The sequence below is a fragment of the Acinetobacter higginsii genome (assembly GCF_000369525.1).
In the GTDB taxonomy this organism is placed as follows: domain Bacteria; phylum Pseudomonadota; class Gammaproteobacteria; order Pseudomonadales; family Moraxellaceae; genus Acinetobacter; species Acinetobacter higginsii.
On record NZ_KB850072.1, the window covers coordinates 1,601,011 to 1,613,577 of the forward strand.

Annotated in this window: 10 protein-coding genes; 1 reads left to right on the forward strand and 9 read right to left on the reverse strand. The window is 41.4% G+C overall.

What is annotated here, in order from left to right; translation table 11 throughout:
- Positions 1 to 7: 7 nt before the first annotated feature.
- From F902_RS13720 to F902_RS13740, 5 genes are all read right to left on the reverse strand, one after another.
- Positions 8 to 961, reverse strand: coding sequence for a siderophore ABC transporter substrate-binding protein (locus F902_RS13720; RefSeq protein WP_004806492.1), 954 nt, complete (start codon positions 959 to 961; stop codon positions 8 to 10).
- A gap of 9 nt (positions 962 to 970) precedes the next feature.
- Complete coding sequence (locus F902_RS13725) at positions 971 to 1,735, reverse strand: iron ABC transporter ATP-binding protein (protein WP_004806490.1); 765 nt, start codon at positions 1,733 to 1,735, stop codon at positions 971 to 973.
- The gene (locus F902_RS13730) at positions 1,726 to 2,682 is read right to left on the reverse strand and encodes an iron chelate uptake ABC transporter family permease subunit (RefSeq protein WP_004806488.1); all 957 of its coding nucleotides are present in this window, start codon (positions 2,680 to 2,682) and stop codon (positions 1,726 to 1,728) included. Before F902_RS13730 ends, F902_RS13725 begins: the two co-directional genes overlap by 10 nt.
- Positions 2,672 to 3,628: an ABC transporter permease gene (locus F902_RS13735; protein WP_005204320.1), complete on the reverse strand. Its 957-nt coding sequence runs from the start codon at positions 3,626 to 3,628 to the stop codon at positions 2,672 to 2,674. The genes F902_RS13730 and F902_RS13735 overlap by 11 nt, the downstream gene beginning before the upstream one ends.
- Positions 3,629 to 3,920: 292 nt before the next feature.
- On the reverse strand, positions 3,921 to 4,904 hold the full coding sequence (locus F902_RS13740; protein WP_004806485.1) for an ion transporter: 984 nt from the start codon (positions 4,902 to 4,904) through the stop codon (positions 3,921 to 3,923).
- A 270-nt stretch (positions 4,905 to 5,174) separates the two neighbouring features.
- Between F902_RS13740 and F902_RS13745 the strand changes: the two genes are divergently transcribed.
- Positions 5,175 to 6,632: a DASS family sodium-coupled anion symporter gene (locus F902_RS13745; RefSeq protein WP_005204322.1), complete on the forward strand. Its 1,458-nt coding sequence runs from the start codon at positions 5,175 to 5,177 to the stop codon at positions 6,630 to 6,632.
- Positions 6,633 to 6,701: 69 nt separating this feature from the next.
- On the opposite strand, the gene F902_RS13750 is transcribed toward F902_RS13745, so the two are convergent.
- From F902_RS13750 to F902_RS13765, 4 genes are all read right to left on the reverse strand, one after another.
- A complete protein-coding gene (locus F902_RS13750; protein WP_005204324.1) occupies positions 6,702 to 7,427 on the reverse strand; it encodes a hypothetical protein in 726 nt (241 codons plus the stop codon).
- A gap of 116 nt (positions 7,428 to 7,543) precedes the next feature.
- Positions 7,544 to 8,971 carry a formylglycine-generating enzyme family protein gene (locus tag F902_RS13755; RefSeq protein ID WP_005204327.1) on the reverse strand — a complete coding sequence of 476 codons (1,428 nt, stop codon included), beginning with the start codon at positions 8,969 to 8,971 and terminating at the stop codon, positions 7,544 to 7,546.
- Between the two features lie 323 nt (positions 8,972 to 9,294).
- The gene (locus F902_RS13760) at positions 9,295 to 11,934 is read right to left on the reverse strand and encodes a bifunctional aconitate hydratase 2/2-methylisocitrate dehydratase (RefSeq protein WP_004653959.1); all 2,640 of its coding nucleotides are present in this window, start codon (positions 11,932 to 11,934) and stop codon (positions 9,295 to 9,297) included.
- Between the two features lie 259 nt (positions 11,935 to 12,193).
- Positions 12,194 to 12,553 (reverse strand): hypothetical protein, encoded by a 360-nt coding sequence (locus F902_RS13765; RefSeq protein WP_005204329.1) that lies wholly within the window; start codon positions 12,551 to 12,553, stop codon positions 12,194 to 12,196.
- Between the last annotated feature and the right edge of the window lie 14 nt (positions 12,554 to 12,567).

The following is a 12,567-nucleotide window of genomic DNA, read 5'->3' on the forward strand; positions in this document are numbered from 1 at the left end:
TAAATTTTTATTTCACGGCATCTGCCACTTCTTTCAGCATCGCCTTCATGCCATCCAAACCATTGTTCATTAAATACCAGTTACTTGAATCTAGATAAACAATATTGCCATTTTGCGCGGCTTTAGTTTGGTTGATAATCTTATTATTCAACACTTGTTTTGCACCTTGCTGATTTTCAGTAATTGCAGCACCGCGGTCAATCACGAATAGATAATCTGGATTTTTCTGAGCGATAAATTCATGCGACACCGCCATACCATGCAAGCCCACTTTGATTGAAGGATCTGCAGGAGTAAAACCATATAGATCATGGATATTACCGAAACGTGAGCCTGGACCATACGCTGCAATTTTGCTGTTATTGACCAAGATTACTAATGCTGTTTTACCCTTAGTCTTGGTTTTTAATGCGTTAATGTCTTTTTCTAAAGTTTGCAACTGTTGCTCTGCTTCTGGCTTTTTACCCACCATTTCAGCGATATTTAGGGTTTGCTGTTTAAAGGAATTAAACTGATCGTTGTAATCCACATCAACAAAATAAGTTGGCGCAATCTGTTTAATCTGGTCCATCAAATTTTCCATACGGCCACTCATGAGAATCAGTTCAGGCTGACTGGCTGCAATTTTTTCCAGATTGGGCTCTTTGGCTGTTCCAATATCCAGATACTTCCCATCATTAAAATCTTGCAGTACTTTCGGTAAGGGCGTGCCTTTGGGTAAGGCCACCACTTTATCACTCGCACCCAAGGCATGAATGGTATTTAGGGCATTGGTATCCAGTACCGCAATACGAGACAAGTTTGCAGGAATCGTGATCTGACCAGCCTTGCTGCTAAAGCTCAAACTATCCTGTGTCGCAGTAGCATTTACATCCTGTTTTGCAGAAGGTGCTTCGGAATTACCACATGCAGCCAAGACCACACTCAGCATCATGACTGGCAATGTTTTTTTGAAAAGCATAACGAACTCCTAACTAATAAAATACAAACCTAATTTGTGCTGTTGAACCTGTTGAATCGGGATATGAAAATCAAAAATATCATTGAGAATACGTTCATCCATCATCTGCTGTGGATGACCTTGGTAGACCAGTTGCCCTTCTTTCATGGCAATGATGTGATCGGCATAGACCGAGGCAAAATTGATGTCATGAATTACCACAATGATGGATTTGCCATGATTTTCAGCCAGATCTTTTAACACCTTCATAATCTGTGAAGAGTGCTTCATATCCAGATTATTCAAAGGTTCGTCCAGCAAAATATAATCAGTGTCTTGTGCCAGAATCATGGCGATATAAGCGCGCTGACGTTGACCACCTGACAGCTCACTCAGTTGGCGATGGCGTAATGCTTCTAAATCCATATAAGCAATGGAACGGTTAATCACCTCACGATCTTCTGCGGTTAAGCGTCCTTGTGAATAGGGAAAGCGACCAAATGCCACCAAATCTTCAATACTCAGTCGTAACTCGGTGTGGTTGGACTGTTTTAAGATGGCCAGTTTTTTTGCAATCTCGGCACTTTTCATTTGGCGTAGATCCTGTCCATCCAGCAAAACTTGTCCTTGATCAGCCTCGATTAGACGGCTCATAATCGAAAGCACGGTACTTTTTCCCGCGCCATTCGGGCCAATAAAAGCCGTAAACTGACCTTTGGCAATACTGAGTGAAAGCTCTTGTACCACCTGCTGTTGCTGATAGCTTTTGCTTAAATTCTTTAGCTCTATTGCCATTTTTTATTTTCCTTCAGTAATATCCAGAAGAAATAAATTCCACCGACAAAATTAATGATCACACTGAGCGTGGTTTTAAGATTCAATAGATGTAATACGATGAATTGCCCAATCATCAGACACAGGATGCTGACCAAAATAATGCCGACTAATAAGATGTGATGTTGATGGGTCTTGAACAGCTCAAGGGTAATGTTGAGGACCAGCAAACCAAGGAACATCATCGGGCCTGCCAAGGCTGTCGCAGAAGCCAACGCCAATACCACCAGAATCAATAGCGAGCGGCTGGTCTTGTCATAATCCAGACCCAAATTCAGAGCATGATCACGTCCCAACGCCATCACATCCAACTTGTGATAATGCTTTAAGCTGTAAAATAGAATCGGCACAATGGTCAGTAAAGACAGTCCAACAGTTTCCATTTTCACCACATTAAAACTGGCAAAACCGGCATAGGCTGCAATCTGAAATTCATCAGGATCGAGCAAGACTTGAAAGAAAGTGGTCATGTTGTCGAATAAAGTCGAACAGATCAGCCCGACCAACAACAGGAAGTAAATATTTTGCTGTGCAACTTTCTTGAAAATAAAGCGATACAACAATAAGGCAAAGCTCAGCATTAACACCAAGCTGATCAAATAATCCAAGACAAAGTTAAATGACAGCAAGGTGCTGGCACCAAAGAAATAAATAATCTTGGTCTTGGATAGTTCATATAATTTATCCAATCCTAATGCCTGCGGTGTCACGACCCGATTATTGACAATGGTATGAAATACCAAGGTCGACACCCCTACGGCAACGCCAGCGACAATGATTGCAGCAACAGTTTTTAAACGCAGACCGAGTGCATATTGCCATGTCACACCTAAGCCCCAACCCAAATACAAGGCAATGCTGAGGATAGTTAAAAAGGCTAAAACAATGAGCTTGGTTTTATGTGGCATAGCGGTATCTCCTGAGCAATAACCACAGGAAAATCACACTACCAACGATGCCCATAATCAGGCTCACCGACACCTCATAGGGATAGATCACTACCCTACCAAAAACATCACAGAGCAGAACCAGCAAAACACCGAGGAGCGCCGTATGTGATAAGGTTCGGCGGATATTGTCACCTAGATATAAGCTGACCAAATTCGGTACGATCAGCCCAAGAAACGGAATCGCACCCACGGTCACAATCACCACACCGGTAATCACCGAGACCAGTAACAAACCCAGAAATAAGGTCTGTTTATAATTCAGTCCAAGATTGGTGGCAAAATCCTGTCCCAAGCCTGCCAAGACAAAACGATTGGCAAAGATATAAATCAGAATCAAGACAGGAACGCTAAGATAGATCAGTTCATATTGACCATTTAAAATGGTGGAAAAGTCACCTTGTAACCAGCCTGCCAAGTTCTGCAATAGATCCATTTGCAAGGCGATAAAGGTGGTAAAGGCTGAGATAATACTGCCAAAAATCATCCCCACCAGAGGAACAAAGACGGTATCTCGATGCTTGAGGGTTGCCAGGATGCTCATAAAGGCCATTGCCCCGATCAGTGTCACAGTTATGGCAAAACCTGTATTTACAAAAATTGAAGCACTCGGTAGCAAGATAATCGAAACCAGTACACCTAAACGGGCACAGTCATATAAACCTGCGGTGGTTGGAGAAACGAAACGGTTGCGACTGAGTGATTGCATAATCAAACCGCAGACGCTCAGGCCCGCGCCAGCCACAACAATTGCCATAAGTCGCGGCAAACGACTGGTCCAGAACAATTGCCAGTCCTGTGGATTGCCTGCCCACAAACCAGCAAGACTCATCTCGCCTACACCGACAAATAAGGAAATCAATGCCAGTGGAAGCAATAATAAAATTAGATAACGCCGCTTAATCATGTTGGGAGAACTTCATAGGATGCTTAAACTTAAAAGAAACTTAAAAATTACAAAACATTTAACAAGAAACTATCACAAATGATAAAGATTATTGTTAACTTTTTTAAATGAAATAATATCTGCGTGAAGTAACGCTTAATGAACTGAACTTTTAATTTTTAATAAAAAAGCCCTAAGTCTCAGTATTACCGAGCTTTAGAGCCAAATCGAGTGTCGCCTCGTCCGAATAAATAGCTAAGCATTACCAACTTATACTGAAGCCTTAGGCTACATTTTTATAATAAATTTCAAATTATTCAGGAAGCTTTTCACCACAGTGTGGGCAGTAACGGCATAGTTTCTTTTCCTGCTCCTGATCTTCTAGCAACTTTTCTCTGACCAGTTGCATAATAATTTCATGGGTCTGCTCTTTGGGTAAACCGACTTTTTTACGAATCCGTTCAATTTCCACTTGATCATGCAGCAGGTCCAAACCTTTGGCCTGGAGTACCTCTCTAAACTCCTGTTCCAGTCGCTGATTACGCATATTTAGTTCATTGGCAAGACCAGAAGCCAAAATACCCGCAGGTAAAGCGGCAATACCGACGCCAAGAATGGTAATGAATGCACCGAGTATCCGCCCTAAGTTAGTCACAGGAGTCACATCGCCATAACCGACAGTGGTTAAGGTAACTACTGCCCACCACATCGATTGCGGTATTGAACTAAACGCCTCAGGCTGAGCTTTGTTTTCAACTACATAAATCGCAGATGCCGTCATCACGATCATAATCACCAAGATAAAAATGACCGCTTGAAATGAGCCTTTTTCGCGCTGAATCACGCGCAATAGAATTTGCAGGGAAACAAAATAACGGGTTAGCTTGAGTAGACGAACCAAGCGTAAGACCCGTAAGAAACGCAAATCAATCGGAACAATGAAATTGAGATAAGCAGGCAAAATCGCCAATAGATCGATAATTGCCCCACCACTTTTCATCCAGCGAATCCGTTGTTTCCACGCAGCCTCTTGTGGCTCCTCCTCAACAATACTCCAGAGCCTAAGCAGGTATTCGCCACTAAAAATCATGATCGAGAGATTTTCAAAGATATCGAAATAAGGCTTATACAGTTGATAAAATTCGTTGACGGACTCCAACAGAACTGCAGCAACGTTGCCAATAATCAAAGCAATCAATAGATAGTTTACGCAGGTACTTACCGTACTTTTATAGTCATCATTGTGCAAATTGTCATAAACAAAGCGTCTTAATTGCTGCCATGAAAATTGAGTCATACCATACTTATTGTTTGATCAAGCAAGCTGAAAATGTAGCATGATGCTTTCATATTTAATAAGAGATTTTAAGTGAATGCCCTATTTTTCTCGAATTAAACAAAATCATTCGCCAACTCATTGCCCTATATAACGCGGTTTCAACAAAATTTTCTTTGCAGTTTGGCGCTCGCGTCAACGATAATAAAAGCTTAGTGGTTATTTTCTTTAACGATTCATTCATAAAGAACTATAAATTTTATTAAACCCGTAACAACAAGGGGAATTTACATGGGATTTAAAGCTCTCCCGACGCTGATCTCTTTATTTATTGCATTATTGATCTGGTTCGTGATTCCTGTGCCTACAGGCGTTGATCCTGATGCATGGCATTTACTAGCGATGTTTGTCGGTGTGATTGCTGCCATTATTGGTAAAGCCATGCCGATTGGTGCGATTGCGATTATTGCCATTACCTTAGTCGCCGTGACAGGTGTTACCAACGATAGTCCAAGTGGCGCCATTCAAGATGCACTCAGCAGTTTTGCCAACCCACTGATCTGGTTGATTGGTATTTCGATCATGATCTCTAAAGGTTTGCAGAAAACGGGACTCGGTGCACGCTTAGGCTATTTATTTATCGCGGTTTGGGGCAAGAAAACCATTGGTATCGGTTATAGCATGGTACTTTCTGAACTGATTCTTGCACCAGTTACCCCAAGTAATACTGCACGTGGTGGTGGGATTATTCACCCGATTGTACGTGCAATTTCTACCAGTTATGACTCTGACCCAGCCAAAGGCACCGAAGGTCGTATGGGGAAATACTTAGCTTTGGTGAACTACCAAGCCAATCCGATTACTTCTGCCATGTTTATTACCGCAACCGCCCCTAACCCGTTGGTGGTCGATCTGGTAGCGAAAGCAACCAATAGTGAAATTTCCTTAAGCTGGAGTAAATGGGCATTAGCAATGTTATTACCGGGTTTAATTGCCTTGATCATCATGCCGCTGATTATGTACTGGATGTATCCACCTGAAGTCAAAGAAACTCCCAATGCAGCTCAGTTTGCCAAAACCAAGTTAAAAGAAATGGGCCCAGTCAGCAAAAATGAAATCATTATGCTTGGCGTATTTGGGATTTTACTACTGTTATGGGCAGGCATCCCTGCCATGATTTTCGGTTCAGCTTGGGCGGTTGATCCGACGACCACTGCCTTTATTGGTTTGGGCTTACTACTCATCACTGGGGTACTGACTTGGGAAGATATCCTGACGCAAAAAAGCGCGTGGGATACCATCACTTGGTTTGCGGCCTTGGTGATGATGGCAACTTATTTAAATAAGCTCGGTTTAATCACGTGGTTCTCAGGGGTATTAGAAACAGGGATTGGTCATTTAGGTTTAAGCTGGATGCCTGCCTGTTTGTTATTGATGCTCGCCTATCTGTATGCACATTATATGTTTGCCAGTACCACGGCCCATATCACTGCCATGTTTGCGGCCTTCTATACGGCTGGACTGGCGCTGGGTGCACCACCGATGTTATTTGCCTTAATGATGGCAGCAGCTTCGAGTATCATGATGACCTTAACCCATTATGCAACGGGTACATCGCCTGTGGTATTCGGTTCAGGTTACACCACGCTGGGTGAATGGTGGAAAGCTGGCTTTGTTATGAGTATCGTCAATATCATCATCTTTGTAGTGATTGGCGGACTTTGGTGGAAAGTGTTGGGTTATTGGTGATTTAATTTAAGTAGGCACTTCAATCCACTTGAAGTGCCTTTCTAACTAAAAAATATTTTTATTACTATTTTATAATTCAGGAAGTAATGCCAATAACTTCTTCCTTGCAGAAAAGGCTGCTCTTTTTCCTCTAATTGTTGAAGGATGTTGGATTCTGTAACATAAGTATTTGCCATCATAAATAAATTTATAAAGTTGGTTTTTATCTATGCTTTCTTCACTGTAATCTTTGCCTTCTGAATAGAATTTTGGATCAAATAACTCTCTTCTATAAATAGTATTCTGACTACCATTCGCAAATATGATCACACTCGGTTCAAAGTAATCAATTTGTGCCTTTAACAGATCAAATGAAATATTTTTAATTTGATCAAAATATTTTGATTTTATTGGGCTTTTTTCTTTCCAAGCAAAACAAAATAAGTTGCAGTAAATTAATCCTTCTGAACCAGATTTATCGGCAACTGCCCGAGTAAAATCGTGAAAGGTAATTTTTTTCGTTCTGGTTTCAAGCATCATTTTTTGGAAAAAGTTCTTATTCTTTTCAATTGATTTAAAAATGTAATGCTCTAAATCATACACTTGGTCTAACTTGATGTTCCATCCCCTTGTTTCAGCCCCAACTATCATGATTCTATTTTTAGCTGTCCAATAATGATCAGGTTCACTTGCAAGAAATAAACCAGATAGTCCCTCTTTTTCTTTACTATACTCATGCACTACATTAAAAAAAGACTCGTCTACTTTAGAAAGTATTTTTAAATATTCTTGTTGTAACACATTAAAGTTTTTCATTTTAATTGCTCAAAAAATAAAGGCTGATTACTCAACCCTTATTTTTAGATAAATCAAAATATTAAGTCAACAAAACAACTTGTTAGATTTTCTAAATATCAACTTTATCTATAATGCTAAATTCCCCGCACTACCCGAAAACCCCACATGGTTGAACGTGCTTGAGATGAATAATAGGCATTGCGATAAGCCGTTCGTACATTATGTACGTTATAAATCCATGCACCACCACGTAATACAGGGAAATTACACAGACCATTATTCTCTGCACCCCAACGTACTGCTGTTGCAGGTGCACCTTGATAATTGGCATGCCAACAATCATCTACCCATTCACGTGCATTGGCGAGTACATCATATAAACCAAAAGCATTCGGTAAAAATGAGCCCACAGGTGCGGTATATGCATAACCATCATTACAGTTAAATGCCCGCCATGTGGCTGTATTGGTTTCCGTGCTTGTCGTGCTTACATCTAAAACATTGGCGTACTTGCAAGCTTGATCACGCTCATGGGCATTACCCCAATAGAATGTAGTAGTGGTCCCTGCCCGTGCTGCATACTCCCATTCAGCCTCGGTCGGCAAACGGTAGGTTTTTCCTGTTTTTTCAGACAACCATGCAGCAAAAGCCTGACCATCTTCACGGCGTACGCAAACCACGGGATCTTGAGTCGTTTGCGCAAATCCTGGATTGCTCGGGTTTAAGTCCTTGCGATACCACATATTGTATTCACCATCACGTACCTCCCAACTTCGACATCCTTGCACTTCCCAACCTGTTTCTTTCTGGAATTGCTGAAATTGAGCGACCGTTGTTTCATGAGATGCCATTGCAAATGGTTGTGTAACATTGACTTGATGTTGAGGAAGTTCATAGGGTCTTGCCTGTGCTGGCACGCCTTCTCGCTCCTGCTCTTCCAGTGTGCCACCCATTTGATAACTTCCCTCAGGAATCACGCTCAACTCAGGACAAAAGCTATCTGAACAGTCTTTAAATTTGAATGCCGCAACGGTGTTTGCATTAACCTCTACATTAGTTAAACGTGCGGGTTGAATTGATACATTCATTTGTGGCGGTTTATTGAGCTGTTTTATCAATAAATCAATCGTTCCCTGCCATTCATTCAGCATTTCACGCAGCATTGCAGGACGTTCCATACTCACGCCCGTGCCATCATAATCTGGAGCGTTACAACGTTCACGGATAAAATTGGCCTCTGAACCAAACTGAGTGAGCTTAGGCAACATACGCTGATCTATAAAAGCGGCTAAATTATTCTGCTGTGTGGTTAATACCGCCCTCAAATCTTGCAAGGCCGTTAATGCTTTATTATTTTGTTCTATCGCATCTCGATATACCACATCACATTGGTCATTTTTCCAAACAAGACTCTGACTTAAAGCGGTTAAGGCCACTGTGGTTGTTTGCAGTTTTATCTCAGAATTGATTTTTTTCTTATCATCGTCATTACAGGCTGCCAATAGACATCCTGCAAATACAATACCTGCTGCCTTAACATATGCTTTGGGTAAAGTCTTCATCATCTAGCTCCTTGTTATATGATTGAATAAAACCCTGTATGTTTAAGCTACCGTACAACAAGCACTGCCCTTGGGCATAAACAAGAAAGTTTATTGTTCATGAATAATTAAAATGTATTGATGATTTAATTAGCATAAAAAAGAAGCAAATTTAAAATTACTCAAGAAAAGATACAGATTAAAATTATTCTGAAAAGTAAATCTTCATTTTTAATACACTTGCTTTGCCTAAATTTTTAAGTCGCATCTGATATAACAATCAGTTGAAGCTTCAAAAAAATAAGGGCTGATTACTCAGCCCTTATTTTTAGCTCACTAACATATTAGGTCAATTGAGCTGCTTGGATTTTCTTGGTATCAACTTGATCAGCTTCTTTTGTATATTCGCTCATCTTGTCAAAGTTCAAGTATTTGTAGATGTCAGCAGAAGCGCTGTCGATTTGCGACGCGTACTGTTGATATTCTTCTGGGCTTGGTAATTTACCAAGAACCGCAGCTACAGATGCAAGCTCAGCAGAAGCCAAGTAAACGTTTGCACCTTGACCTAAACGGTTCGGGAAGTTACGTGTAGAAGTCGATACACATGTTGTGTTCGGTGCTACACGTGCTTGGTTACCCATACATAATGAACAGCCTGGCATCTCTGTACGCGCACCAGCACGGCCATAGATGTTATACAAGCCTTCTTCCATCAATTGATGCTCGTCCATACGAGTTGGTGGAGCCAACCATAAACGAGTAGACAATGAACCACCAGGTACTTTGTCAAGTAACTGACCCGCTGCACGGAAGTGACCGATGTTGGTCATACAAGAACCGATGAATACTTCATCAATCTTGTCGCCTTGAACGTCAGAAAGAAGTTTCGCGTCATCTGGATCGTTCGGGCAGCAAAGAATTGGTTCTTTGATGTCAGCAAGATCGATTTCGTAAACTTTTAAGTATTCTGCATCAGCATCAGCTTTTAACAAGCTTGGGTTATCTAACCACTTCTGCATGTTTTCAGCACGACGCGCCATAGTACGCGCATCGCCATAACCTTCAGCAATCATCCACTTCAACATGGTGATGTTAGAACGTAAATATTCAGCAACTTTCTCTTCAGAAAGTGTGATTGAACAGCCAGCAGCAGAACGCTCAGCAGATGCATCAGAAAGTTCGAATGCTTGCTCAACAGTCAAGTCATTTTCCATTTCTGATAAGTCAATCTCAAGGATACGACCCGAGAAGATGTTTTTCTTACCTTTCTTCTCTACAGTTAAGTCACCCGCTTGAATCGCGTAGTAAGGAATTGCATGTACAAGGTCACGTAAAGTGATACCAGGCTGCATTTTACCTTTGAACTTAACAAGTACAGACTCAGGCATATCAAGTGGCATAACGCCAGTTGCAGCTGCGAACGCAACAAGACCAGAACCCGCTGGGAATGAAATACCAATTGGGAAACGTGTGTGTGAGTCACCACCAGTACCAACAGTATCTGGAAGTAACATACGGTTTAACCAAGAGTGGATAATACCGTCACCTGGACGTAAAGATACACCACCACGGTTCATGATGAAGTCAGGTAATGTATGGTGAGTTGTTACGTCAACTGGTTTTGGATACGCAGCAGTGTGACAGAAAGACTGCATCACTAAGTCAGCTGAGAAGCCCAAGCATGCCAAGTCTTTTAACTCATCACGCGTCATCGGACCTGTTGTATCTTGAGAACCAACAGTCGTCATTTTAGGTTCACAGTAAGTACCCGGACGGATACCTTGACCTTCTGCTAAACCACATGCACGGCCAACCATCTTCTGTGCTTGGGTGAAACCTTTACCAGTGTCAGCAGGTTGTACTGGAGTACGGAACAATGTAGAAGGTGCAAGACCTAATTCTTCACGCGCTTTCGCAGTCAAACCACGACCAATGATCAAGTTAATACGACCACCAGCACGTACTTCGTCTAAAAGTACAGGGGTTTTAAGCTCAGCTTCTGCAATTTGTGCACCGTCTTTAAATGCAGTTACTTTTGCAGCAGCGTGATCAATTTTCAATACAACTTCGTCCCCCATGTTCATGTTGGCAACGTCGATTTCTACAGGTAATGCACCTGCATCTTCCATTGTGTTAAAGAAAATTGGCGCGATTTTAGAACCTAAGCACACACCACCATCTTTTTTGTTTGGAATGTGTGGAAGTTCGTCACCGAAGAACCAAAGTACAGAGTTCGTTGCAGATTTACGAGAAGAACCTGTACCAACAACGTCACCTACGTAAGCAACTTGGTTGCCTTTCGCGATCAATTCTTTGATTTGGTTTAATGGACCAACTTCACCTGGTTTTTCAGGGTTAATACCGTCACGCTCGTTTTTCAACATTGCGTTTGCATGTAATGGGATGTCTGGACGGCTCCAAGCGTCTTGAGCTGGAGACAAGTCATCCGTATTGGTCTCACCTGTTACTTTGAACACAGTGATTTTGATTTCTTCTGGAACGTCAGCACGGCTTGTGAACCATTCTGCATCAGCCCAAGATTGTAATACTGCTTTAGCAGCAGCATTGCCTGCTTTTGCTTTGTCAGCTACATCATGGAATGCATCAAATACAAGAAGTGTTTTCTTTAACGCTTCAGCCGCTAATTCAGCAAGCTCAGCATTGTCTAGAAGTTCAACAAGTGGTGCTACGTTATAACCACCAAGCATTGTACCTAGTAAGTAAACTGCACGTTCTTTAGATACGAGTGGAGAGGTTGCTTCGCCTTTTGCAACAGCAGCTAAGAAAGCAGCTTTTACATATGCAGCTTGGTCAACACCTGCTGGAACACGATTTTCTAGTAAATCTACTAAATAAGCTTCTTCACCTGCTGGTGGATTTTTTAATAAGGCTACGAGTTCAGCAGTTTGAGCATCATCAAGCGGCTTCGGTGGGACTCCGAGTGCGGCACGTTCTTCAACGTGTTGGCGGTAAGCTTCTAGCACAGTGTTATTCCTCTTTTTTAAAAAATTACTTGTAAGTTCCAGCTTGCTACAAGCTTTACAAGTAATGTGGACAGCAAAATTTTACTAGACTTCGCGTTAAATGTTAATGCAACTACCGTATTTCTACGTGATGCCCATTATTTTATAGCGAAATGTTCATCCCTTGGAAATACCGCTTTGGTCTTAGGTTAAAGTCTAATAAAACAATAAATTACATCCATAAAAAAAGACAAACGGTGTTGTCTTTTTTATATACACATTAAAAAAGTTTATAGTTAGGCAGCTTGTCATGTGGGGTAACCAAGCATTCTTCCATAAACTGTTTCTTTAAATTCTCACGTAATGCTTCTGGATCTTTTTTCAGTTGATCGGCAGGAAGTGCATAAACTGTGTCCAAAATTTTAAAGATAAACTTACGTGTGGTCTCATCTTCAATCTTTGCCGCATATTCCGTTGCTTGTTTTTGCTCAATTCCATTTTGACGATCTAGTGTAATCGAACGTGCAGCGTTACCCACACTGACACAATAGCCATGCCATTGTTCTTCAGGGGTTAACGGCTTTTTCTCAGCACAACCAGCCAAAACTAAACCTATTGCAATAAACAAAACTTTTTTCATCATCATACTGCGGC